Below are 25460 nucleotides of genomic sequence, written 5' to 3' on the forward strand. Positions count from 1 at the left end.
GGGCGCCATGCGGCACCCGGGGGTATCCGGTATTACCCGTCCTTTCGGGCGGCTATCCCGGGGGAGGGGGCAGGTTCTCCACGTGTTACTCAGCCGTTCGCCACTCGCTTCTATCCGAAGATAGGTGCCGTTCGACTTGCATGTGTTAGGCGCGCCGCCAGCGTTCATCCTGAGCCAGGATCGAACTCTCCGTCCAAATATGTTTGGGCCTCGAGCCCGTCCGGTCCTCTCAGTCATTCGCTGATCGGTTCCGTTCGATTCATATGGTTCTGTATAGGAAAAGGAATTTCTCGGGGCCGCCTCTCGGCGGCCTTGCGAAAAACGAATCCAAGTCAGACCATTTCAAATGGTTCGATGTCTGCCCGGATGCGACACATCTGGTGTGTCCATCCTCGCAGTATCCGGTTCTCAAGGTGCACGCCCCGCGGCTCATCCGGTCCGACCGGGCCGCGCGGCAAGGAGATATATTGCCAGACCGCGAAGCGATGTGGGACGTCAATTCCACTCTTCACAAGTCCTACACAATATATCGCTTCCTATATAAGTAATAGAAAGGCTGGTGCAGAAATACTGCACGTATCAGATGATGACCCTTCGGTTAAGAGATATATAAAGATCGGTCACCTGTAAGTGTCTATCTACCCGCGCTTTTGCTATATAAACCAGCGCCTTAGATAAAAAGAGGGAGCGCCGCGCACAGCGCGACACTCCCCTAGCGATTCAAGAGAATCAATTAGGCCTCGAGAGCCTTCTTGGCGATGGTAGCCAGCTCGTTGAAAGACTCGATGTCCTCGTAAGCCATCTGAGCCAGGACCTTGCGGTCGAGCTCGATACCGGCGACCTTCAGGCCGTGCATGAACTGAGAGTAAGAGATGTCGTTCAGGCGAGCAGCAGCGTTGATACGGGTGATCCAGAGAGAGCGAATCTCGCGCTTCTTATTGCGGCGGTCACGGTACTGATACTGCAGAGAGTGCTGGACCTGCTCTTTAGCATGCTTGTAAGTACGCGAAGCGGCACCGTAGTAACCCTTCGCACGGTGCATAACGGTACGGCGCTTCTTCTTGGCGGCAACAGCGCGCTTAATACGTGCCATGTTCTATCAACTCCTAGACGGTTAAACGAAAAACGGGAACGCTAACTTAGGCGAGACGCGACTTGATGACCTTGCGGTCGGCAGCGGCGATCTCGGTCTCCTGACGGAAGCCACGCTTACGCTTGGTGGACTTCTTGCTCAGGATGTGGCTCTTGAAAGCCTTGGCGCGCATAAGCTTGCCGGTACCAGTCTTGCGGAAACGCTTCTTGGTGCCGCTGTGGGACTTCATCTTAGGCATGAAATACTCCTTAATCGGTTACAGAACACTAGTTACTTAGTATCACTTGCCGCTTTATCCTCATCAAAGGCGCCCTTAATTGGGGCGAGCAGCATAAGCATGTTACGGCCTTCCATCTTAGGCTTGGACTCGACCGTAGCGTAAGGCTTAAGATCCTCGGCGAGACGCTCGAGAACGTTAAGACCCTGCTCCGGGTGAGCCATCTCACGGCCGCGGAACATGATGGTGATCTTAACGCGTGCGCCCTTCTTGAGGAAACGCAGAACGTGGCCCTTCTTGGTCTCGTAGTCGCCAACGTCGATCTTGGGTCGGAACTTCATTTCCTTAACCTCGACCTTGGACTGGTTCTTACGAGCAGCCTTGGCCTTCATGGCCTGCTGGTACTTGAACTTACCGTAGTCCATGACCTTGCAGACCGGCGGCTCCGCGTTGGGAGCGATCTCGACAAGGTCGAGACCCTGATCGTCGGCGACGCGCTGGGCATCGCGGATGGCGAACAGGCCGAGCTGAGAGCCATCGACGCCAATCAAACGGCACGAAGATGCAGTGATCTCGTCGTTGATGCGGGTGTCATCAGACTTAGCTATTTTCCCTACCTCCATTCATAAAAAAATAACCCGGCGCTTTTTTGCAACCAGGTCGTACACATAGACATCCTCGATATGAGGAAGAGAATCTAAGTTGTATGACCAGTCAGCTGCTCATTGGCGCCAAAAGGTGGGAACCCTCGGGTTCCTCTTTAGGGCATTGCGGAAACAACGCCTTGGCGATAATAACACGTACCGCTCGTTATCACATTACGTACACGAAAAAGGGGGCCTTAACCCCCTTGAACGCTCTTTTGCATGTATGGTGCCCGAGGCGAGACTCGAAGGGCCTTCGCTTCGCGAAGCCCCGGGCTTCGGGCGCATGGCGCCCTCGCCACGCTCCGCTACAAACAGGCCACAGGCCTGTTTGCTTAACGCTCCGCGCGCTCACGCGAGTTCGGCACGAAAAAGGGGGCCTCGACCCCCTTGAACGCTCTTTTGCATGTATGGTGCCCGAGGCGAGACTCGAACTCGCACGTTGTTGCCAACGGTGGATTTTGAGTCCACTGCGTCTGCCAATTCCGCCACTCGGGCACGTATTGCGTGAGTTAGTTTATCACAGCTTTCCGTAGATTAGTCCGAAAATGGAACTTCGAGCATTTCGATGAGTTCGACCGTGCGGAGCATCTCGCGCTGGCGGCATCCGCGACCGTCGACCGAGGCCTCGCCCATCTGGTTATCGTAGGGGTCCTCACGCATACCGTCAAAGACGGGTTCAAACTCTGCCTGGAACCGACAGTTTGCCACCATGCGCCATGGATCGAGGTTGCCAAAGTAGTGGCGGCGGCGCCATTCCTCCCCCATCCTGCGTGCCGAGGATCCAAACGAGACATCGGCGTTAAGCCAACCCGTCTGCGGTGTATAGAACTCCGCCCAGTCATGCGAGCCCACCGAGTCGGGCGCAACGTACAGGCCGCTCTGCCAACGTGCGGGCACGCCGGCGATGCGGCACATGGTGATAAACGTGAGTGCCATAACACCGCAATCACCGCGAAGCGAATGCGCGCAGTCATCGGCGATAGAGCCCAGAAGCAGATACGGTGGCTGGTATCGATAGTCGATATGATGCGTCAAATAATCATAGATAGCCCGAGCGCGGTCGAGCTGATCCTCGAGACCATCGACAACATGTTCGGTCAGCTGCTGCAGATACGGCGTGAACGCAATATGCGGTCGGTCCTCGGAAATATCCTTGGGCAGCGGCGCGTCCATACACGGATGCGCCGGAAGCGCTCCCCCGTAGATATCGCAATAAGCGGCATCAATCAGATAACGATAGGTCACTGAGAACGATCGATCAGCCGAGGAAACCCACGAGGCGGTACGCGCCAAAGCGTTCGCGGGAGCAAGGACCCCCTCCGGCGTCATATCGAGAATCTCGATATGAGACTGCTGGCGGCAGGCTGCGGCAACGGGAAGCCATGCGCGAACGGTCTCCCCCTCCAGAGCACCGGGAACAGACACGGATGCTTTAAGCGTAATAGCACGAGACAGCCCGCCCTGTGATTCCATCTTCTTAAGCATCTGGTTGCGCAGCGCAGTTCCATCCGTAGAATCGGGACGCAGGCCCGGAACCTCCTTGGGATACACACGCAAAGAATCAAGGAAGTTGTCGAGAACGAACAGTTCACCATCGATAAAGCGCCAGTCGATGCGCTTGCGATCGATTAGGTCGTCAAACTGATCCTCGGTAAACTCCGGCCACTCCTCGCGGATCATCGCAATAGCCTGATCGCGCGACACCGAAAAATGAAACGACGTCTCGATCATGCGATACCGCTCGGCACGAACGCAAGCGGCCAACGAGGGATCAGGGTTCTGCTCCAAAAGACGGTCGCAAGCCGCAACAGCCTGCGCCAGATACCCGGCGTCCTTGAGACGAAGGATCTCAGGTGGCAATCCAATGTCGAGATGACGAAAATCATCGCAACAAACATCAACAGAGCAACCAACGGGGCCCTCGGCAACAACCTTTCCATCGGCAGGCAAAACATTAACGACAGCCATAACCACTCCCACGCAGAACGACAACCCGAGACCATTGTACCGACATAAAAAGAAAGCCCCAACAAGGGAGCCATCAACACCGCTGAGCGGTAGTCAAATAAATAATTCAGCCCAGTAACCCCGTATCGAGTTAACGAAGGAGGCCCCGTTTCCCCGGAGCTGATTCCATCGCGCGACTTCTGGCGAAGCCAGGTGAGCGCGAGGGAAACAGCGTAGGGGAAACGGGGCCTCCGGCGGGAAGTTAAACCGCTACTTACGCCTTGTTGACGGAGCCAAACTCCTCCATGAGCTCCTTGGTGCGGGCAACGATGGCCTCGCGACCGGGCTTCAGGAGCTTGCGGGGGTCATAGCCCTTGCCCTGCTGATCCTTGCCAGCCTCAACGTACTCACGCGTGGCGGCAGCGAAGACAAGCTGCAGGTCGGTGTTGACGTTGATCTTGGAGATGCCCAGGGAGATGGCCTTCTTGATCTGATCCTCGGGGATGCCGGTACCACCGTGCAGAACGAGGGGCAGGTCGCCGGTCTGAGCCTTGATCTCGCTCAGACGCTCGAAGGAAAGACCGGCCCAGTCGGCGGGATACACGCCGTGGATGTTGCCGATGCCGCAGGCGAGGAAGTCGACGCCCAGGTCAGCAATCTGCTTGCACTCAGCGGGGTCAGCGAGCTCGCCGTTGGAAGTCACGCCGTCCTCGGTGCCGCCGATGCCGCCGACCTCGGCCTCGATGGACATGCCCTTGGAATGGGCAAGCTCAACGAGCTCCTTGGTGCGATCGAGGTTAAGCTGGAAGGTTTCCTCGTGAGAGCCGTCATACATGATGGACGTGAAGCCGGCCTCGATGCACTTGAAGCAGTCCTCGTAAGAACCGTGATCGAGGTGAAGGGCGACGGGAACGGTAACACCCGTGGCCTCGACGGCAGCCTTGACCATGTCGGCGCAGACCTTGAAACCGCCCATCCACTTAGCGGCACCAGCGGTGCACTGAAGGATCAGCGGAGACTTGGCCTCCTCGGCGGCCTGGAGAATAGCCAGAGTCCACTCGAGGTTGTTGGTGTTGAAGGCACCGAGAGCATACTTGCCGGCCTCGGCCTTCTTGAGCATGTCTGCTGCGTTGACGAGCATAAAAGAAACCTCCTGTAAGGTTGCTCCGATAACGCATGAGATTTTACCACGGCGTACCCGAGCGTAAACGTTCGTTTGTTCACGAATATCGTCCAAACAGACTTTTTTTGACCGTTTGCCCTACGGAATCGGCCCGTTGGGGAAAATATCTTGACGTTTGGACACTTCTCGTGCTTAAGCAGCTGACTACAAAGCTACATCTGCATGAAAGGGTTCTGCATGAGCTCGCGCGCCATAGTGGTCGAATCACCATGCCCCGTTAAACAAACGGTATCGGCTGGAAGCAGCTGGGCGAGCTTGGAGAGCGAGCGCAGAATCGCCGCCTCGTCTCCACCGGCGAGATCGGTGCGGCCGTGGCTGCCCGGGAACAGGGTGTCGCCAACAAAGGCGATGCTTCCCTGCTCGGTGGCGGCGAACAAGACAATGCCACCCGGTGTGTGACCGGGCGTCTCGATCACCTGCAGGCAGATATCACCCAATTCAATCGTATCGCCCTCAGCAAGCAATCGCGTCGGCTCGCCCGGATCGGGCGTATCGATGCCCCACATCGCTCGCTGCTCCTCGATATTCTCACGAGATACCAACACGTCCTTCGCACCTAACTCATATAGGAAACCCTTACCGACGGCGGCTCGCGCTCCGGCAACGCCACCTACGTGATCGGCATGGCCATGGGTGCAGACAGCGCCTAGCACGTGCGCGTCAGGATGCTTGGTATAGATATGTTCCACAAGACGCTCACCTTCCCAGGCCGGATCGATAATCAGGCATTCGCCGCTCGAGATTACGGCGTAACTGTTGGTCTGAATGGGGCCGTTTACAAGCGCCTCAATCGAAGCCGTACCCCGAGGGGTTAAGTCCAAAGCTGCAGTGACCATGAGCACGTCCTCCTTCTACAAGCGTCGAGGCATCAAACGATGCCTCGAACGTAGCCAATATCATTACCGTTGTGCGTTCGTCACGCCTATACGCGACGCTTAAGCTGAGCCCCACCCTCGCCAGGCATCAGACGTCGTGCGTCATAGACCGAGTCAACACTGCTGATGGATGCCAGCAGCGGATCCAGACCACTCGCATCCGAAATCTCGACCATAAAGCGCAGGGTCGCAATGCCCTCGCGGTTGGTCGAGGTAGCGGCGGAAAGGATATTTCCGCCTGCATCGCCAATGGCGATGGTGACATCCTTGAGCAAGCCCATACGATCCAAGCACTCGACCACGATCTCGACCTGGAAAAGCGTATCGGCAGCACCATCCCACTCCACGTCAATCATGCGCTCGGGGTGTTCCATGAGACCCTTGACGTTGGGGCAGTTGGCACGATGCACCGAGACGCCTCGACCGCGCGTGATAAAGCCCACGATGTCGTCGCCCGTCACCGGATTGCAGCAATGCGCCAGACGAACCAGCAGGCCGCTGTTGCTCTCGCCCTTGACGATAATGCCGTTACTTGCACTCTTGCCACGCTTTTGCGGTTTGCGGTTGGAACCGCGGGCAGGCTGCTTGACGACCTCAGCGATGGCTTCGGCCTTGGTAAGCTGCTCCTCGGGCTTGGGATCCAAGATTTGCTCGACCTTATTGCCCACAGCGCGCGGGGCGACCTTGCCCGCGCCAACGGCTGCGAACAGGTCCTCGAGTTGCTTGAAGTTAAACTGCTCCGCCACGGCATTGAGTGCACGCGTGGATCGCGGCGTAGAGATGCCGTACCCGCGCTTGCGCAGGTCCTTGGCCAGCATATCGCGACCGGCAGCAGCGTCATCGTCTTTGGTCGCAGCGGCGAAGTAACGGCGAATCTTTGACTTGGCCGAAGGCGTCTTGACGATCTTGAGCCAATCGCGCGACGGCTTGGAGCTCTTGTTAGTCAGGATCTCGACACGGTCACCCGTCTTGATTTCGTGCGTGAGCGGAGCCACCGCACCGTTGATTTTGGCGCCGACGCAGTGGTTGCCGACCTCGGTATGAACAGCGTAGGCAAAGTCGAGCGGTGTAGAGCCCGCACGAAGCGCCATGACCTCACCCTTGGGCGTAAAGACAAAAATCTCCTGGTCAAACAGGTCGACCTTCAGTGAGTGCAGATATTCTTTGGCATCGGTGATCTCGTCAGAGGCTGCCCAATCGAGCGAGTGCTTGAGCCAGTTAATCTGATCGTCCAGACGCTGTGCGTCGTTGGTCTTGGAGGCAGACGATCCGCCCGATTTCTTATATAGCCAGTGGGCGGCGATGCCGTACTCGGCCTGCTCGTGCATCTCGTAGGTTCGAATCTGAATCTCGAGCGGACGGGCCGTGGGGCCGATAACCGTCGTATGGAGCGATTGGTAGTTATTGACCTTGGGCATAGCGATATAGTCTTTAAAACGACCGGGCATGGGATGCCACAAAGTATGCACGGCACCAAGCGTGGAATAGCAATCGCGCACCGAATGGGTGATGACGCGCAGCGCCACCAGATCATAAATCTCGGAGAACTCCTTGCCCTTGCGCTTCATCTTTTGATAGATGGACCAATAGTGCTTGGAACGACCGTTGATCTGAAAACCCTCAAGGCCAATGCGGTCGAGCTCATCGGTAAGCGTCTTGATAGTCTCGGCCAGAAAGCGTTCGCGAACCTCGCGCGACTCTGCCACCATGCGGGCGATGCGCTGGTAAGCGTCGGGTTCAAGGTAGAAGAAGGACAGATCCTCGAGTTCCCACTTGATAGAGCTCATGCCCAGGCGGTCGGCCAGGGGCGCATACACATCCATGGTCTCGCGCGCCTTAAACAGGCGGCGGTCCTCGCGCAGGGCGGCAAGCGTGCGCATATTATGCAGGCGGTCGGCGAGTTTGACGATGATGACGCGAATGTCCTTGGACATGGCGAGGAACATCTTGCGCAGCGTAAGCGCCTGCTTTTCGTCCATGTTGTCGACTTCGATGTTGGTGAGCTTGGTCACGCCGTCGACGAGCTCTGCCACGGTTTCGCCAAACAGACCCGAAACATCGGCAAGCGAGGTATCGGTATCCTCGACGGTATCGTGCAGCAATGCAGCGCACACCACATCGCAGTCCATCTTAAGGTCGGCCAAAATGATAGCCACCTCGACGGGATGGTTAATGTACATCTCACCCGAGCGCCGCTTTTGGTTGCAGTGCTTCTCGGCAGCAAAGCAGTAGGCCTGCTCCACCTTGGAGAAGTCATCCTCACTCATATATTTAAGGCACAGGCGCTCCAGCTTGTCGTAGCTGTCCGCCATAATCTCGGGCGGCAGATCATCGGCATGCGTATAGTGCTCCATCTCCGAAAAGGGCTGGAGGGCGGAATCATGGGCGGTACGGGCTGCGGCATCCATCGAGGTCCCCTTCCCTAGGCCCGCGGTACGATCGGGCGGTTAATTTTGGTAAGCATATCAGAAGCGCACGAATCGAGTGCCCAACTCCGGAAAGCCGAGAACTCCATGCGCGAGCGCAAGCCCTCCAAATAGCGGATCGACCTGCTCAACTGCACGCGCCCGGGGTTTTCGGTCATCGCGATGCGACGGGTATCGTCAAACCCCGAAACGTGACAGAAACCGAGCTCTTCGAAGATTCCCAAGCCGCTTGCCACCGAACGCTCATCGACCGGCGTGCGCGCGTCGATTGCAAGGCACATCTGCGCAATGTCGATATCGCTTGCGCAGAATGAATCGTCCCCCGTCTTGCCACGATTGGAGCGCCACATGGTCTGCAGCGCCCGATAGAGCGTGACAAGCTCATCGCGCTCGGGCGCGTAACAATCGAGCAGGCGCTCATTAATACGAGCGTCACGAGACGAATAGAGCAGGTGAATCACGGCAGGCTGCCCATCGCGGCCGGCACGGCCACTCATCTGGTTAAACTCAATCGCGCCAAACGGCATGTGGTAGAGCACGACATGGCGGATATCGGGCAGGTTGACGCCCTCACCGAAGGCCGAGGTTGAAACGATGCAGCTCAGGCTGCCATCTCGAAACGCCTCCTCGACGCGTCGGCGATCGGAACGCGCAAGCCCGGCGTTATAGAACGCGATATGGGTCGCGCAGTCGGGCACACGTTTGCGCAACGTCTTGGCAAGCGCCACGGACTGGTCGCGCGAATTCACGTAGATGACGGTCTTCTCCCCCGTCGCAACGATCGAAACCAGGCGATTTTCACGGCTCGCAAGGTCACGATCGTCCTCGAGTTGTAGGTTCTCGCGAACGGTCTCGTCGACCACCGTGCTGGTAATCGGCAATACGCGAGCAAGCTCTGCCACAACTGGAGCCGTCGCGGTAGCCGTTGCCGCCATGACAACGGGGTCGCCCAGGGCTTTAAGAATATCGGGCATATCGAGGTATGCACTCCGGTCACCACCCTTAGCAAGACCGGCATGGTGCGCCTCATCGATAACAACGAAGCCAATACGTCCAGAACGCGCAAATCGATCGCGGTGGATAGACAAGAACTCGGGCGTCGTGAGAACGATACCGGTACGACCCGAAGCAAGGCCGGCGAACACGTCATCGCGTACGGCCTCCACGGTCTCGCCAGTCAGCACGCCGACACCAATGCCGAGCGCGGCCATCGTCGAGGAAAGGTGATAGGCCTGATCGGCAACGAGCGAACGCAAAGGATAGACAAAAATGCTCGCACGCCCGCGAAGAACCGCCTCGCGCGCGGCATGCACATGGAAAATCAGAGACTTGCCACGCCCCGTCCCCATAACGGCCAAAACGCTCTGATGGTCGGCAAGCGCGTCGAGTGCCTCGACCTGCGCGCGATGCGGCTGATTCGAGCCGATAAAGCTATGGATAAGCGAGCGCGTGAGCTCGGTATAAGAAAGCTGGGCGAGCGTCTCGCGTTTACGCGACTCCAGGCGCAGGCCAGAATCCGCCGGTTGCACGCCGCGGCGAAGCTCACATGCCGGATCGTCGATATTGGGCGCCGCGGTATCGCGCACCAAGACATCTTTGATCATGAGCTTGGGCTTCACACGTCCCTGCCAATGCTCGGCCACGGCCTCGAACACCAAGTCGACGGCGCTGTCGCAATTGATGAGCCTATCGATCTGCGGCACGCGGAACATGATGGCCGGCACACTCGCGGCACCATCGGTCGCCACAAAGCGCATGTGCTCGCCGGTTTTGCCCACCACGGCGCGATCGCACATCGTCACGCCCTCGGCGGCCAGAAGCGGCACCTTATTGCCCTGGCCAAACGGCTCAAGACGGGAAATTTGCTCGATAGTCTCGATATTTAGCTCGGAGAGATCAACGGTGGCGGCAACCTCGTCAGTGTCCTCAAAGTCCTCGGCGGGAAGCTCCGATAGCACGGCCGAAAGGCGACGGCGGAACTCATCGAGCTTGGATGCCTCGATGGTCACACCCACCGCACCGGCATGCCCGCCGCGACGAATCAGCAGGTCGGAGCAACGCTCGACGGCGTCGAACAGGTTGATCTTGCCCACCGAGCGGCCCGATCCGCGCGCAACGCCATCCTCGATCGAGAAGAGCAGCGCCGGCACGTGATAGCGATTGGTCAAGCGGCTCGCCACGATGCCCTTGACGCCCTCGTGCCAGCCCTCGCCGCCCACGACGATTGCGCGCCCGCCGTCATAAGTCTCCTCGACCTTCGCCGTGGCATCGCGCGTAAGCTCGGCCTCGATCTCGCGGCGTTGGCGATTGATTTCCTCGAGCTCGGCGGCAAGCGCGCTCGCTTCGATGGGGTCGCGGGCAAGCAGCAGGTCGAGCGCCAGCTTGGGATCGGCCATGCGGCCGGCAGCATTCAGACGGGGGATGAGCGAAAACGACAGGCCGTCGGCCGTAATGGTAGAAAGGTCGGCCTTGGCAAGTGCGGCAAGCGCGATATAGCCGGGACGGGCCGTCACGCGCATCTGCTGGATGCCCTCGGCGACCAGTGCGCGATTCTCGGGCGTAAGCGGCATCATGTCGGACACGGTGCCCAGCGCCGCGACCTCTATCAGCGAACGCCAATACGACGGCTTGCCCAAACGCTCGCCCAGGACCTGCACCAGCTTGAGTGCCACGCCGGCACCGGCAAGCTCGCGCGAGGGACCCTTGTCCTCGAGCTTGGGGTCGGTCAGGGGCACGCCCTGCGGCACCTGGTCGGACGGCTCGTGATGGTCCGTGACCACCAAATCGATCCCCAGGCTCTCCAGATAGGAGGCCTCTTCCTTGGCGGCAATGCCGTTATCGACGGTCACGATCAGCTGGGGGCGAGCGAGCTCGTTAACGCGGTCGAGCGCCGCACGCGACAGGCCGTAGCCCTCGTCAAAACGATGCGGAATAAACGGCGTGACGTTGGCGCCAAACGAACGCAGCGCCTCGGTCAACAGACAAGTCGACGTAATGCCGTCGACGTCAAAATCGCCAAAGACGGCGATGCGCTCGTGGCTGCGAATAGCACGCTCAACGCGGTCGACGACGACCGCCATACCCGGAATAACGAGCGGGTCCGCCCAGTCGCGATCGAGCGAAGGCGTCAGAAAAAGCTGGCCTTCCTCGATGGATGTAATGCCGTGCGCAACCATAATGCGCGCCACCAGCCCGGGTATGCCCAGGCCAGCCGAAAGCTCCTTTTCGAGCTCGGGGTTTTGCTGAGCGACCGCCCAGCGATTCGTTGTCTTAAGCGATGACATAGGCGCCCACCCCCGATAGGGGCATGTCGCCGCGATACCTCTCACGGTTCATAGCGATGAGTCCTCTGTGTATGCCCGCTTCGGCAGGCAGATCTGTTGAACGGATTTATTATACCGTGCGGCGCGGACGCACAACGTCCAGCACGCCGTGGTTTCGATAAACGAGGGCGGTAATAGCCTCGAAATAATCGAGCGTTTCAGCCACACGGACGCATGCGAGCGTCTAGCATATCCATTCAAAACGGATTCACGAGCAAAGGGAGTCACAAGCGCATATGAAGCAATGGGTTGGACTGGGTAAGTTCCTCGCGGGGCATATGCAGATCATCGTTCCGATTTGCGTGACGCTCGGCGTGCTCTTTCCCCAGCAGATCGGCGTACTCAAGCCCATCGTCCCCACCCTGTTTGCCTTTATGACGTTCCAAGGTGCCCTCAGCAACACCTTCCATCAGGTAGCCGAAGTATTCCGCCGTCCGCTGCACCTGATTTTGGCGCTGCTGGTCTCGGCGGTGCTTATTCCCATAACAGCCTATGCCATGGGGTCGCTGTTCTTTGGCTCCAACCCCAACCTAGTCTGCGGTATCGTGCTCGAGTACAGCGTACCTGTGGCAGTCACTGCCTTTATGTGGATTAGCATGTTCGGCGGCAACGGCCCGCTCGCGCTCACCATCATCCTGACGTCCTCGGTTATCTCACCCGTTACGATTCCGCTCACGCTTAAGCTCTTGCTGGGCGCCACCGTCTCGATCGACGTGCCGGGCATGATGCAGAACATGGCCTTCATGATCGCTATCCCCGCCCTGCTCGGCATCGTGATTAACGAACTCACGCGCGGATGGGGACACGAGAAGCTCTCCCCCGCGCTCTCGCCCGCCTGCAAGTTCATGATGATGGGTGTTATCGCGTCGAACTCCACCGCCATGAGCGAGTACGTGCTGCACATGAACGCGGTGCGCTTGGAAGTCGCCCTCTTTATTTTGATCTTCGCCATCAGCGGCTTTGTCGTCGGTATTCTGGTCGCCCGCGCACTGCATCTGCCGTATAGCGAAACGACTACCATGTGCTTTACCTGCGGCATGCGCAACATCTCTTCGGGCGCCGTCATCGCCACGCAATACTTTCCGGGCGAAGTCGTATTTCCCGTCATGTGCGGAACGCTGTTTCAGCAGGTACTTGCCTCGCTTATCGGGCATCTCTTTGAGCGTCTAACCGGCGAGGAGCGCGCTGCCCAGCGCAAGCGCGTCGAGGCCGGCCGCGACGCCATGGCACGCTAGGCTGTCCGCATTACGCGGGTGTTAGTCTTGCTATACGAGCGTTTCCAGATGCGCGCGCAGGCGCTCAGCATCGATATCGAGCGTCGTCTCGGCATTGACCTGGGCCAAACGATAGCCGACAAAGTAGGGCGAAACCACCCAACGCGGCAGCGCCTTGGCAATGGTCCGACCGCCCAGGTGATAGAAGAACAAGTTGTACGACTCTGCACGGCCACCGTGGTGCTCGTTTAGGATATAACGCAGAGCTACCTGGATCGCATCGGCGAAGAGATCCGCCTCGGCTTGGTCCCGCGTGTCATCGCTGGCGGCGATTCCCCGCGGAGCTGAAACGTTGACCTCAAAGAACCCCATAATCGGTTCGGTTGAGATGTTGACCGCAATTCTCCCCTGTTGCCAGACATTGATGCCTTCGAAATTAGCGGAAGTCAGCGAAGCATAGCCGTCTTCCTGCTCCAAACCCACAATCTGCATGTGCGGATGAACGAGACTACCGCCCGAGAGCGGACCCTTGTTCTTGTACATGAGCACGCTTCGATACTGCTGTGAATCGATCATCTGCTGCCAGCAATCCAGGGCAAACCGCATCACATGATGCAGCTCGTCCGGCGCATAGGTCACCAGGTCTGCGTCGTGGTCGGCCGACTCGATCAGCACGGTTTGACGGGTGGCGCGCAGGGTCTTGAACTTATTCTCGAGCCAGATACAGTCACCGTCGCGCCGGATGATATTGGCGAGTTCCTCGGTATCGCAAAAGGGGCACGCGGTGCCAGGGCGCCGGTTGTCGTCGGGCTTCCCGCTCGCCTGCTGAACGTCAAATACCAGGGGCACGGGTTATACCTCCAGCGGCACGATCTTGGTGCCATGGAGCTCGGAGACGCCCAGTGCCGCAGCCACGGTATCGCGGTTGGCCGTGGAAATGCCGCCGCCGGGAAGGATGGTCAGGCGATCGTCCGCGTAGTCGATAAGGTGCGACAGATGCTCCAGGTTGTCCTCAATCGGCGTGCCGGCGGCACCGCCATGCGTCAGGATGCGCGTTATGCCGCAGTCGGCGAGCGTGTCAATCGCGTCGAGCTGAGCCTCGGGCGAGAGCTGGTCAAACGCCATGTGAAAGGTGATGTCGATGGGCTCGCGCTTGCACTCCTCGGTCGCGCAGCCCGCAGCCATCACAAGGGCGCCCAACGCAAGTTCATCGAGCGCCCATCCGCCGGCACAAGGCTTGCAGCAACCAAAGACCAAGCCATCGACGCCGGCACTTACGGCAAGGCCCAAGTCCATCTCCATCATGCGCAGCTCGTCCTGGTTGTAGTGAAAGTCGCCGCCACGCGGACGGATCATGCACATCACCCGTGCATCGTGCTCGCGAGCATAGCTGGTCGTAGCGCTGATAACGCCGGCCGAGGGCGTGGTGCCTCCAACCGCAAGGTTGTCGCACAGCTCAATGCGTCCCGCACCGGCCGCAATGGCCGCCGGCACCCGCTCAAAGTTCTCGGCACAAAACTCGTACAACATAGATAGACCCCCAGATGACACTTCTATTTCCACACGGCATTGTCGCACTTTAAAAACCAAGCCAACGGATCATTTCAAAAGGGGCGCTGACCGAGTTGGTCAGCGCCCCTATTACTGGATGGATTAACCACCAAGATAAGCTTTGCGGACGTTGTCGTCGTGCAGCAGCTCTTGGCCGGTGCCGGTCATGGTGATCTTGCCGGTCTCGAGCACGTAGCCGCGTGTGGCGATGGAAAGCGCCATCTGCGCGTTCTGCTCGACCAGGAGCACCGTGGTGCCGGCCTTGTGCAAATCCTCGACAATCTGGAAGATCTGCTCGATCAGGATCGGCGCCAGACCCATGGAGGGTTCGTCGAGCATGAGCAGCTTGGGGTTACTCATAAGGGCACGACCCATAACGAGCATCTGCTGCTCGCCGCCCGAAAGGGTGCCAGCCACCTGGCGACGGCGTTCCTTCAGGCGCGGGAACTGCTCGTAAACACGTTCGAGGCCCGGGGCAACCGTGGACTTGGGCTGTGTATAGGCACCCATCTCCAGGTTCTCCTCGACCGTCATCTGCAAAAAGGCACGACGCCCCTCGGGTACCTGAGACAGGCCCTTGCCAACCAGCTTGTCGGCGGGCGTATGGATAATGTCCTCGCCCATAAACTTGATGGAGCCGGTCTTGGAGCGCAGCAGGCCCGAGACAGTCTTGAGCGTCGTGGACTTGCCGGCGCCGTTCGCGCCAATCAGGGCCACGATCTCGCCCTCGTTAACGTTAAAGGAGATGTCCTTAATGGCGTGGATGGCGCCGTACCAGACGTTGATGTTGTAGACGGAAAGCATCGGCTCTGCCATTTAGTTCTCCCCCTTATCCTGCTTGCCCAGATAAGCCTCAATAACGGCTTCGTTGTTCTGGATTTCCTCGGCCGTGCCCTTGGCGATGACCTTGCCAAAGTTAAGCACGCAGATACCCTCGCAAATATTCATGACAAGCGACATGTCGTGCTCGATGAGCATGATGGCAATGCCAAAGGTGTCGCGAATCTTGACGATGTTCGCCATGAGCTCCGCAGTCTCGGACGGGTTCATGCCGGCGGCAGGCTCGTCGAGCAGTAGTAGCTTGGGATTGGTGGCAAGCGCGCGGACGATCTCCAAACGACGCTGAGCACCGTAAGGCAGCGAGCCGGCCTGCTCGTTTGCCAGATGTTCCATATCAAAGATAGACAGAAGCTCCATGGCGCGCTCATGGGCGGCCTTCTCGTGCTTCCAATACGTCGGCAGGCGCAGCACGCCCTCAAAGCCGGAGTAGCGCTCCTGGTTGTGCAGGCCGACCTTTACGTTGTCCTCCACCGTCATGGTGTTGAACAGGCGGATGTTTTGGAAGGTACGAGCGATACCCATGCGGTTGACCTGGTAGACGGACTTGCCCGAGGTGTCCTCACCGTCGAGCAGGATGGTGCCGTGCGTGGGCTGGTACACCTTGGTGAGCAGGTTGAAGACCGTGGTCTTGCCGGCGCCGTTGGGGCCGATGAGACCGGCGATCTCGGTCTTACCGATGGTCAGGCTAAAGTCGTCGACCGCCTTGAGGCCGCCGAACTCAATGCCCAGGTGGATGCACTCGAGCGCCGGGCGCTCGCCCAGGTCGCGGTCGGGAACGATGGCGCCAGAAGGATACGGGACCATCTTGCCCTTGTTGAACTCAAACTTACTGGGCATCGGTTGCCACCTCCTTCTTGGAAGCAAAGCGGTCCTTAATGCGCGCGAAGAACGCCTTGAGCTGCGGGTTGTTAGTAAAGACCATGACCAGAATCAACACGATGGCGTAGATGAGCATGCGGTAGTCCGAGAACTGACGGAGCAGCTCGGGGAGCACCGTGAGCAGCGCCGCCGCGATGACGGAACCGCGCATGTTGCCCAGACCGCCCAGGACCACGAACACCAGAATGAGAATCGACGTGTTGAAGTCGAACTTAGTGGCGGAGAGCTGCGAGAAGTTACCGCCGAAGAGGGCTCCGGCAGCACCGGCGAGAGCGGCGGAGACCACGAAGGCGATCATGCGGTACTGGGTGACGGAGATACCCACGGACTCGGCAGCGATCTTGTTATCGCGCACGGCCATGATGGCACGACCGGTACGGCTGCGGACCAAGTTGAGCACAATCACGAGCGCAACCATAACCAGGATGGCGCCAGCAAGGAACGTCGAGTAGGTCGAAACACCAGATGCGCCCTGGGCACCCTTGATGATAGCGGTGCCGTCTTCGAGCAGGTGTAGGTCGTCGATCGTGGAATTGCCCGTGATGTTAAAGATCACGTGCAGGCCGCGGGAATCGACGCCCACAATGAGGCAGGTAACGATCTCTTTGATAATCTCGCCAAAGGCCAAGGTTACGATGGCCAGGTAGTCACCGCTCAGGCGAAGAACCGGAATACCGATCAGGAAGCCCAGAATGGCAGCGGCGATAGCGCCGACCACAATGCTGATGATCAGACGCACCGGGTCAGACGGAACGGCGCTCTCCAGCGCGACGGCGGTGACGATTCCCGTATAGGCGCCGACGCTCATAAAACCCGCGTGGCCCAGCGACAAGTCGCCCGCGATGCCGACGACGAGGTTGAGCGAGATGGCCATGACGATATAGGCCGTGATGGGAACCAGCTGACCGACAATCATGCGCGGAATCATGTGGTTAGACTGCATAAAGAACACGATGGCGAACGCCACAACGCACATGGCGTACGTGACAAAGTCGTGACGCGTCTGCTTGTCTGTAAGAAACTTCATAACGCTCACCTACACCTTCTCGGGTACGTACTTGCCCAAGAGGCCGGCAGGCTTGACGAGCAGGACGATGATCAAAACGCCAAAGACGATGGAGTTGGCAAGGCTCGTGGAAATGTAAGCCTGCGCCATCGCCTCGATGATGCCGATGAGAATGCCGCCGACAAAGGCACCGGGGATGGAGCCGATGCCGCCGAAAACGGCAGCGTCGAAGGCCTTGATGCCAGGCATGGCGCCCGTGGTGGGCTGCAGAACCGGCGAGTAGGAGCACAGGAGCACACCGGCGATGGCGGCAAGGGCGGAGCCGATGGCGAACGTCATCGAGATGGTGCGGTTGACGTTGATGCCCATGAGCTGAGCGGCGGCCTTGTCCTCGGACACGGCACGCATGGCCTTGCCCATCTTGGTCTTACCTGTAAAGATCATCAGACCGGCCATGATAACCAGGCAGGCGACGATGGTGACGAGCGAGACGGCACTTACGTTGAACTTGGCCAAGAACTCCGGCACCGGGAAGGTGACGAGCGAAGTGAAGTTCTTGGGCGTGGCGCCCCACAGAAGCTGCGCGGCATTCTGCAGGAAGTAGGACACACCGATGGCCGTGATCAGAACGGCCAGCGGGCCTGCTTGGCGCAGCGGCCTATAGGCCAGACCCTCAATGAGAACACCGAGAACCGTGCAGACCACACAAGAGAGAACTACAGATGCCCAGCCCGGGAGGCCGAGATACGACGTGGCGCAGAACGAGACATAGGCACCGACCATGATGACATCGCCGTGAGCGAAGTTGAGCATCTTGGCGATACCGTAGACCATGGTGTAGCCCAACGCGATGATGGCGTAGACGCTGCCCATGGACAGGCCGTTGACCAGGTATTGGATAAAGACCGTCATGTTCCACATCCCCCTTTCGAATAGGTTTCTAGTTGATGTATGAAACAGGGACGTTACGTTGTCCCCAGATACCAAGCAAGCAGGGAAGGCGAAAACCTCCCCTGCTTGGGATCAAAACCGCTCTATGTAAGGCGGCCTATTAGGCCAGTACGTACTTGCCGTCGGTGATGACATACGCCGTAGGATCCTTCTGGACCTGGCCCTTGTCGTTCCAGGAGAGCTTGCCGGTCAGACCGTCAACGGTAATCTTGAGCATAGCCTTGGGCAGCTTCTCGGCGACCTCGGTCGGGTCGGCGTCGACACCAAGACCGGCCTCCTTGAGGGCCTCGGCCACCGCGTGCACGCCGTCGTATGCATCGGCGGCAAACTGGTCGGGGGTATCGCCGTACTTATCCTTGTAAGCGTTGACGAAGTCGGCGTTCTTCTCGTCGTCGGCGGAGAACGGGGTCATGAGCAGCAGACCCTCGGCAAGAGAGGTGTCGAAGCCCTCGACGCCCAGGATGCCGTCCATGCCGTCGCATCCCATCATCTTGACGTCGTAGCCCATGTCCTTGGCGTTCTTGAGCAGGACGGACGCCGGCGTGTAGTAGATCGGCGCAAAGATCATGGTGGCGCCGGCCTGCTTGGCCTTGGTCAGCTGGTTGGTAAAGCTCGTAGCGGAGTCGTCCTTAAAGGTCTCCTCGTCAACAATCTCGAGCTTAGACTCAGCGGCCTGGGCCTTAAAGGAATCTGCAATGCCCGAAGAATAAGCGTCGCCGGAGTTATAGAACAGCACGAACTTCTCGTCCGCATACTTCTCTGCCAGGAACTTGGCAGCGTTGACGCCCTGGTTGGGGTCGGTAAAGCAAACCTGGAAGACGCAATCCTTTCCGTCGGTGACGTCCTCGGAGGACGCGGACGGGGTGATCATGAATGTCTTGGGGTCGTTACTGCACTCTGCGGCAACGGCAACCGACGCACCCGTGGTGGTCGGGCCGACGAGGGCCTGCATGCCCCAGTCGAGCAGGTTATTAAAGGCGTTGACGGCCTTCTCGCCGTCGGCCTGGTCGTCCTCGGCCTTGCTGGCAAGCGGCAGCTCCTTGGTGGAGAAGTCCTTGCAGCCAAGCTCGACGCCCTGGGTAACGGACTTGCCGTAAGACGCGGCGGCACCGGTCAGCGGGCCAATGGTGCCGATCTTAAACGAAGCGTCGCTCGAAGCGGAACCGCTGTCGCCGCCGTTGGAGGAGCAGCCAGCTAGAATGGACATCGCCCCCAGACCTGCTGCGCTCGCGATAACGCTCCTGCGATTCATAACAGGGTTCAATGACTTACCGGTGAGGCTCGACATGCGGCTCTCCTCTCAAATCTCGTCGGGTTTCGGTTACCCGACAGGCCATCCTCCGCCGTCTTCGGCGTTCGCAAAATAGTAGACGCTTTAGTTGAGAAAAGTGGCGATTATTTCAACTTTTCTTTTGCCTTATCCATTTATCCATAATTATGCGTATTTTTGTCGGTTTATACAGTTTAGAGATTTTATTGTGTGAAAGTAATGTTTCCGTTTTGTTACAAGCTTTCCTGCCCTGAATAACATGGCCCCACCGGTCTCGTTATATGCACTTAGGCGGCGATGTACTTGCCGTCCTGAATCACATAGGCCGTAGCGGGCTTCTCGACTTGGCCCTCGTCGTTCCACGTGAGCTCGCCTGTCAGGCCCTCAATCTTGATCTTGCGCATAGCCTTGGCAAGGTCGCCGGCAATGTCGGCGCCGTCGACCGTAATGTCGATGTCCGCCTCATCGATTGCCTCGACAATCGCGTGGATGCAGTCATAAGCATCGGCGGCAAACTGGTTGGGCGTCTCGTTGTAGGCGTCCTTATATGCCTTGACGAAGTCGGCGTTCTTCTCATCGTCGGCAGAGAACGGGGTCATGAGCAGCACGCCCTCGGCAAGAGAGGTGTCGAAGCCCTCAACGGAGAGCAGGCCGTCCATGCCGTCGGTGCCCATGAGGGTCATTTCGTAGCCCATGTCCTTGGCGTTCTTGAGCAGGACGGACGCCGGCGTGTAATAGATCGGGGCAAAGATAAGCGTGGCGCCGGCCTCCTTGGCCTTGGTGAGCTGGTTGGTAAAGCTCGTGGAAGAGTCGTCCTTAAAGGTCTCGGTATCGACGATATCGAGCTTGGACGCCTTGGCCTGCTCGGCAAAAGCGTCGGCAACGCCCGAGCTATACGTATCGCCGGAGTTGTAGAACAGGGCGATCTTGGCGTCTGCATACTTCTCGGCCAGGAACTTCGCGGCGCTGGCGCCCATGGTGGGATCGGTGAAGCAAACCTGAAAGACCGTGGTCTTATCCTTGGTGACGTCGAGCGACGAGGCCGAAGGCGTGACCATGAGCATATCGTCGGCGATCTCGCCCGAGACGGCGACGGCGGCACCAGTCGTGACGGGGCCGACGAGCGCCTGCATGCCCCAGTCGCACAAGGTATTAAAGGCGTTGATGGCCTTCTCGCCGTCGGCGACGTCATCCTCGGACTTAAGCGAGAGCTTGAGATCCTTGGTCGAGAAATCCTTGGCGGCGAGCTTGGCACCTTTCTCGGCCGAAACGCCATAGGTTGCCGCGGCGCCGGTCAGAGGGCCGATGACACCGATCTTGAAGGTCTTACCGTCATCGGCGGAGCCGCCGTCCGAGCCACCCGACGAGCAACCAGCGAGTGCGGCAGCGCTGCCGAGCGCCGCGGCGCCGGCGAGAAAGTTCCTACGGCTGAGCGTGCTGTTGATGTTGAACATGGTGTCCCCCTTTTTCGCTGGCCGCGGTGCGGCCGTCTTGCGGTACGGGGCAAACCTTATGGCGCAAACGTTGACAGTTTGTTACGGAGTTCCGTTTGTAGCGAGCATGTTTCCAATGTTTCCGCAGCGTTTCGGGGGTGCCGTTTTGTGCGACTCCTGTTGCCTGGCGAGCACGCGCTCTCGGTTCACGCTAGAATGCACTCAACATTACTTGATCAATCAATCTATAAGATGCACGAAGGAGCTATCTATGAGCGAACCCCTGCGCACCGTGAACGTCGGTCTGATCGGTCTGGGAACCGTCGGCGGCGGCGTGGCCCGTCTGATCAAGAGCCACCACGATGAGTACCTGGCCGCCTACGGCATCGACCTTAAGCTGACCCGCGCCTGCGCGCTTGCCTGGGAGCAGGCCGAGGCAGCCGGTATTGAGCGCGAGGCCTTTACGAGTGACTGGCATGACGTCGTTACCGACCCAGCCGTCGATATCGTCGTCGAGCTGATCGGCGGCGAGCATCCCGCGACCGAGATCTTCACCACCGCCTTTGAGAACGGCAAGCACGTCGTCTCTGCCAACAAGGCCCTGTTGGGCCGTCATGTCGAGACGCTCGCCGAGAAGGCGCGCGCGTGCGGCGTGCAGATTAAGTGCGAGGCCAGCTGCGGCGGCGGCATCCCCATCGTGAGCACGCTCGAGCACGACCTGGTGGGCAACAAGATCCTGACCATCGCCGGCATTCTCAACGGTACCACCAACTATATCCTGTCGCGCATGGACGCCGAGGGCGCCGATTACGCCGACGTGCTTGCCGACGCGCAGGCCAAGGGCTATGCCGAGGCCGACCCGTCCGCCGACGTCGACGGCTTCGACGCCGCCAGCAAGACGGCGATCCTCGCCTCCATCGGCTTTGGCACCCGCGTGACCACCGATGATGTGTACCAGCAGGGTATCCGTACCATCGGCGCCGAGGACATCGCCCAGGCCCGTGAGCTCGGCTACACCATTAAGCTGCTCGGCATCGCCCGCAACACCGACGCCGGCGTCGACGTCCGCGTGCATCCCACGCTGATCCCCGCCGACCACATGCTTGCCAAGGTCAACGGCGCCATGAACGCCGTCTACGTGGTAGGCGACGCCGTGGGCGAGACCATGTTCTACGGTGCCGGCGCAGGCTCCTTCCCCACCGCGAGCGCCGTCGTGGGCGATATCCTGTCGCTCTCCGAGCAGATCAGCCGCGGCGTGGCTCCGCTGCCCGAGATTGAGCCCTATGGCCACAACCTCGCCTTTAAGCCCATGGACGAACTCCAGACCAAGTATTATGTGCGCCTGAAGGTCGCCGACCGCGTGGGTGCCCTGTCCGAGACCGTCGATATCTTTGCCAAGCACAACATCTCGATCTCACTCATCAACCAGGTCGAGGACGGCAAGTCGGGCGTCAGCGATGCCTGCTCGGTCATCTTCCTGACGCACCGCGCGCTCGAGAAGGACGTCCAGGCTGCCGCGGCCGAGCTTGCCAGCGTCGACTGCGTGGCCGAGGTCGCCAACGTCCTGCGCATCGAGAACGTCGAGGCCTGGACCGAAGGCGTCATGGCCAACTAACCCAACGCTCGCCTAGCAATACGCGCTTTGAGGGCTCCCGTCCGATGTGGGACGGGAGCCCTTTTGCCTCCTGCCCTAAGCACAACGGCAGAGCACATTTGCGCGAGCCGCTCATCGGTAACGCGCGCCACCGTTCACCGATATGCAAACGCGGTCGATTCCGGCTACCGCTACGCTGTGCTGAGAATGTCCGCCCGCGATGAGAGGAAGCACTATGTTGCTCGAGGGCAAGAAAGCAATCGTCACCGGAGGCACGCGCGGTATCGGCTATGCCATCGCCTGCCGTTTTATCGAAGAGGGTGCCGCAGTCACCGTCTTTGGCTCGCGCCAGGAGACTGCCGACGCGGCCGTTGAGAAGCTGGCGGCCGCCTATCCCGACGCCAAGGTCTGGGGCCGCTCCTGCGACCTCACCTCACTCGAGGCCGTGACCGAGGCTTTTACCCAGGCTGCAACCGACATGGGCGGCTTGGACACGGTCGTCAACAACGCCGGCATCTCCCAGCGCTCGCCGCTTTTGGACTACACGGCCGAGGAGTTTGCAAAGGTCATGGACCTCAACGTCGTCGCCGTCTTTAACGGTCACCAGGCAGCCGCCAAGATTATGACCGAGGCCGGCCACGGCGGCACCATCACCACCACGAGCTCGATGGTCGCCAAGTACGGTCAGCCCTCCGGTGTCGGTTACCCCACGTCCAAGTTTGCCGTCAACGGCATGGTCCAGTCGCTCTCGCGCGAGCTCGCCCCCATGGGCATTCGCGTCAATGCCGTCGCACCCGGCGTAACCAAGACCGATATGGTCGCCAACCTGCCCGAAGAGGTCATCAAGCCCATCATCGCCACCATTCCGCTGGGTCGCATGGGCGAGCCCGAGGATGTCGCCAACGCCTTTGTTTTCCTGGCGAGCGACATGTCCTCCTACGTCACGGGCGCCGTGCTCCCCGTCGACGGAGCCGCCCGCTCCTAAAGGTCGCAAGCCACGACTTCGAACCTCAACGAGGCCCAACGCAAAAGGCGCGCTGCCTGCATCAACCGCAGGTAGCGCGCCTTCTTCTGTTTGTAAGGGAAACAGCGTCCCGGTATTTCAGCTCAGAACGGGACACAGCTTCCCTCAGGGCCATGTTTCGGAAAATGCGCCCCGTTTTGAACGCCAATTCTGGGACGCGCTTTCCGCAAGGCCTTTGATTCGGAAAGCGCGTCCCATTTTGAACCTTCAGACTGGGACGCGCTTTCCTGCAGGAGTCCAAAGCGGAAACCGCATCCCACTCCGGGCGTCCATTCTGGGATGTGACTTCCCGATGGGGGCCGATGCGGAAACTGCGTCCCGTTTCGGGTCTTTAAAGCGGGACGCGGCTTCCCCTAGGGAAGCATCTCGTTATTTGCCGTCGTCGTCCTGGGCTTCATCGCGCGCGTAGAGCTCCAGCATGCGGCGGCGGTATTCGCGCACGGCGAGCTTGGCGCGCTCCAGGCGGCGGCGCTCACGCGGAGTCAGCTTGGACGGGTCGATCTCGTCGCCATAGGTCTTCTCAGCCAGCAAATGAGCGGCGTCCACGATACGGGCATCGATGTGGCCGCTTGCCGCCTCGGCGGAAAGACGCTCGGCAATCGTATCGAGCGTAGGCAGGCCCTCGAATACGCGACCATGGCCATGCGAAGTCAGCAGCTCATGCTCGCGCGCGAGCAAGCTCGCTAGGTCGTGGTGAGCGCGCAGGATATCGAGTGCGTCGGCAGGGTGCTCGGCGACCTCTGCCACGGCAGTGGCCGGCGCGGCATCGACCACGCGATAGAAGAGCTGCGCGAGCAGCGGCATCAAGAACACCGTGATGGCACCGGCGGCTACCATAACCGAGGCGACGTCTTGCGACAGAGCGCCTGCGTTGACGGCCACACTCGTCACGGCAACGATGATCGGCAGGGCCGTGGTGCAGTACAGAGCCACGGTAATGCGGCCATACGCCGAAACGTCACGTGTCGCGGGACAAATGCTCATAGAGACAAGGATCGGCACGGCGCGAATGATCAGCAACGCCGCGATAAAGCCCACGAGCAGACCCGGGCGCGACGCCACGGCCGTCAGGTCAATCTTTGCGCCCGACACGGTAAAGAACACCGGAATCAAAAAGCCATAGGCCAGGCCATCGAGCTTGGTCTCGAGCGTATGGTTGCCCTCGGGGATGATATAGCGCAGGACAAAGCCGGCGGCAAAAGAGCCCAACACGATGTCGAGGTCAAAGATGGCGGAAAATGCCACGAGTGTGACCAGGATGAGCACCGTCAGGCGCACGAACGTCTGCGACGTCGTGTCGGCCCGTTCCTCGACAAACGCAAAGAAGTGGCTGCCGACGCGCTTGGAGCGGCTCGGAACCACGGCCAACAGCACACAGACCAGTGCAAACAAGCCAAGGATCACGAGCGTCTGGATACCTGTACGAGCGGAGAGCAGCACCGACATGGCGAGCACGGGACCGAGCTCTCCCCACGTGCCATAGGCAAGGATGGAGTCGCCCACGCGCGTGCCGGTCAGCGAACGCTCACGCATGATGGGCACGAGCGTGCCGAGCGCCGTCGAAGTGAGCGCCAGCGTCACGGCGATACCGTCGAAATGGCTGACCGAGAACCACGGGGTAAAGCGCACGGCAAGCCAGGCGATGCCAAACGTGACGACCCACGTCGCCATACCGTAGCGTCCCTCGACGCCCGTGATGTTCTTGGGGTCGATCTCAAAGCCGGCAAGCAGAAACAAAAAGGCCAGACCGAGCTCGGACACAAGCGATACCTCGGCATCTACATGGATGACGCCGAGCATGTGAGGTCCCAGCACCGCGCCGAACACGAGCAAAAAAACCGTCTCGGGAACGGGCTTTCCGGGAATCGCCGATGCGATAAAGGGGCTTGCGAAGGCCACAAGCGCGATGATGGCGAGCGAAACGAATGCCATGTGATGCCTTTCTCTTGTTTGCGCTTCACTGTAGCACCCTCGCCGTCCTCAATAC

General features: G+C 59.5%; 20 protein-coding genes, 1 tRNA gene and 1 rRNA gene. 3 read left to right on the forward strand and 19 right to left on the reverse strand.

All coding sequences use genetic code 11. The annotated features are described in order from the left end of the window. The 10 genes from ACTQZF_RS03645 to recJ all read right to left on the reverse strand — a co-directional run. Positions 1-196: ribosomal RNA gene (locus ACTQZF_RS03645) — 16S ribosomal RNA — on the reverse strand; the annotation flags it as partial. A 537-nt stretch (positions 197-733) separates the two neighbouring features. Beyond that, on the reverse strand, positions 734-1093 hold the full coding sequence (gene rplT, locus ACTQZF_RS03650; protein ID WP_006234421.1) for a 50S ribosomal protein L20: 360 nt from the start codon (positions 1091-1093) through the stop codon (positions 734-736). 46 nt (positions 1094-1139) lie between these two features. Further along, entirely contained in the window at positions 1140-1331 is a 192-nt protein-coding gene (gene rpmI / locus ACTQZF_RS03655) for a 50S ribosomal protein L35 (protein ID WP_006234422.1), read from the reverse strand. Positions 1332-1363: 32 nt separating this feature from the next. After that, positions 1364-1933, reverse strand: a complete 570-nt coding sequence (infC, locus tag ACTQZF_RS03660) for a translation initiation factor IF-3 (RefSeq protein ID WP_006234423.1) — start codon at positions 1931-1933, stop codon at positions 1364-1366. Positions 1934-2365: 432 nt separating this feature from the next. Further along, positions 2366-2452 (reverse strand) — tRNA-Leu (locus ACTQZF_RS03665). 39 nt (positions 2453-2491) lie between these two features. Beyond that, positions 2492-3925 (reverse strand): transglutaminase-like domain-containing protein, encoded by a 1434-nt coding sequence (locus tag ACTQZF_RS03670; RefSeq protein WP_441554578.1) that lies wholly within the window; start codon positions 3923-3925, stop codon positions 2492-2494. 253 nt (positions 3926-4178) lie between these two features. Further along, positions 4179-5045: a class II fructose-1,6-bisphosphate aldolase gene (fba, locus tag ACTQZF_RS03675; protein WP_154517212.1), complete on the reverse strand. Its 867-nt coding sequence runs from the start codon at positions 5043-5045 to the stop codon at positions 4179-4181. A 194-nt stretch (positions 5046-5239) separates the two neighbouring features. After that, positions 5240-5923, reverse strand: coding sequence for an MBL fold metallo-hydrolase (locus ACTQZF_RS03680; protein ID WP_427796208.1), 684 nt, complete (start codon positions 5921-5923; stop codon positions 5240-5242). A gap of 86 nt (positions 5924-6009) precedes the next feature. Next, complete coding sequence (locus ACTQZF_RS03685) at positions 6010-8370, reverse strand: RelA/SpoT family protein (RefSeq protein WP_154517206.1); 2361 nt, start codon at positions 8368-8370, stop codon at positions 6010-6012. A 14-nt stretch (positions 8371-8384) separates the two neighbouring features. After that, on the reverse strand, positions 8385-11672 hold the full coding sequence (recJ, locus tag ACTQZF_RS03690; protein ID WP_441554579.1) for a single-stranded-DNA-specific exonuclease RecJ: 3288 nt from the start codon (positions 11670-11672) through the stop codon (positions 8385-8387). A gap of 275 nt (positions 11673-11947) precedes the next feature. On the opposite strand from recJ, the gene ACTQZF_RS03695 reads away from it, so the two are divergent. Then, the gene (locus ACTQZF_RS03695; protein WP_427794445.1) at positions 11948-12946 is read left to right on the forward strand and encodes a bile acid:sodium symporter family protein; all 999 of its coding nucleotides are present in this window, start codon (positions 11948-11950) and stop codon (positions 12944-12946) included. Positions 12947-12976: 30 nt separating this feature from the next. Here the strand turns inward: ACTQZF_RS03695 and ACTQZF_RS03700 are convergent, their stop codons facing one another. From ACTQZF_RS03700 to ACTQZF_RS03735, 8 genes are all read right to left on the reverse strand, one after another. Beyond that, positions 12977-13774 (reverse strand): DUF4931 domain-containing protein, encoded by a 798-nt coding sequence (locus tag ACTQZF_RS03700; RefSeq protein WP_441554580.1) that lies wholly within the window; start codon positions 13772-13774, stop codon positions 12977-12979. A gap of 3 nt (positions 13775-13777) precedes the next feature. Next, positions 13778-14455: a copper homeostasis protein CutC gene (locus ACTQZF_RS03705; RefSeq protein WP_427729154.1), complete on the reverse strand. Its 678-nt coding sequence runs from the start codon at positions 14453-14455 to the stop codon at positions 13778-13780. A gap of 123 nt (positions 14456-14578) precedes the next feature. After that, positions 14579-15292 carry an ABC transporter ATP-binding protein gene (locus ACTQZF_RS03710; RefSeq protein WP_229770701.1) on the reverse strand — a complete coding sequence of 238 codons (714 nt, stop codon included), beginning with the start codon at positions 15290-15292 and terminating at the stop codon, positions 14579-14581. Next, positions 15293-16153 (reverse strand): ABC transporter ATP-binding protein, encoded by an 861-nt coding sequence (locus ACTQZF_RS03715; protein WP_427719717.1) that lies wholly within the window; start codon positions 16151-16153, stop codon positions 15293-15295. Then, on the reverse strand, positions 16143-17222 hold the full coding sequence (locus tag ACTQZF_RS03720) for a branched-chain amino acid ABC transporter permease (protein WP_427719716.1): 1080 nt from the start codon (positions 17220-17222) through the stop codon (positions 16143-16145). The genes ACTQZF_RS03715 and ACTQZF_RS03720 overlap by 11 nt, the downstream gene beginning before the upstream one ends. A 9-nt stretch (positions 17223-17231) precedes the next feature. Then, positions 17232-18113 (reverse strand): branched-chain amino acid ABC transporter permease, encoded by an 882-nt coding sequence (locus ACTQZF_RS03725; protein ID WP_154517188.1) that lies wholly within the window; start codon positions 18111-18113, stop codon positions 17232-17234. A 139-nt stretch (positions 18114-18252) separates the two neighbouring features. Continuing rightward, entirely contained in the window at positions 18253-19440 is a 1188-nt protein-coding gene (locus ACTQZF_RS03730; protein ID WP_427719715.1) for an ABC transporter substrate-binding protein, read from the reverse strand. Positions 19441-19709: 269 nt separating this feature from the next. Further along, positions 19710-20876 (reverse strand): ABC transporter substrate-binding protein, encoded by a 1167-nt coding sequence (locus tag ACTQZF_RS03735; protein ID WP_427719714.1) that lies wholly within the window; start codon positions 20874-20876, stop codon positions 19710-19712. A gap of 250 nt (positions 20877-21126) precedes the next feature. On the opposite strand from ACTQZF_RS03735, the gene ACTQZF_RS03740 reads away from it, so the two are divergent. Together ACTQZF_RS03740 and ACTQZF_RS03745 are read left to right on the forward strand one after the other, a co-directional pair. After that, entirely contained in the window at positions 21127-22470 is a 1344-nt protein-coding gene (locus ACTQZF_RS03740) for a homoserine dehydrogenase (protein ID WP_441017283.1), read from the forward strand. 214 nt (positions 22471-22684) lie between these two features. Then, positions 22685-23434, forward strand: a complete 750-nt coding sequence (locus ACTQZF_RS03745) for an SDR family NAD(P)-dependent oxidoreductase (protein WP_441033393.1) — start codon at positions 22685-22687, stop codon at positions 23432-23434. Positions 23435-23842: 408 nt separating this feature from the next. Here ACTQZF_RS03745 and ACTQZF_RS03750 read toward each other — a convergent pair whose 3' ends face one another. Beyond that, positions 23843-25405 (reverse strand): cation:proton antiporter domain-containing protein, encoded by a 1563-nt coding sequence (locus ACTQZF_RS03750; protein ID WP_441554581.1) that lies wholly within the window; start codon positions 25403-25405, stop codon positions 23843-23845. Between the last annotated feature and the right edge of the window lie 55 nt (positions 25406-25460).

Source organism: Collinsella sp. LCP19S3_H3, from assembly GCF_052119145.1.
GTDB lineage: Bacteria > Actinomycetota > Coriobacteriia > Coriobacteriales > Coriobacteriaceae > Collinsella.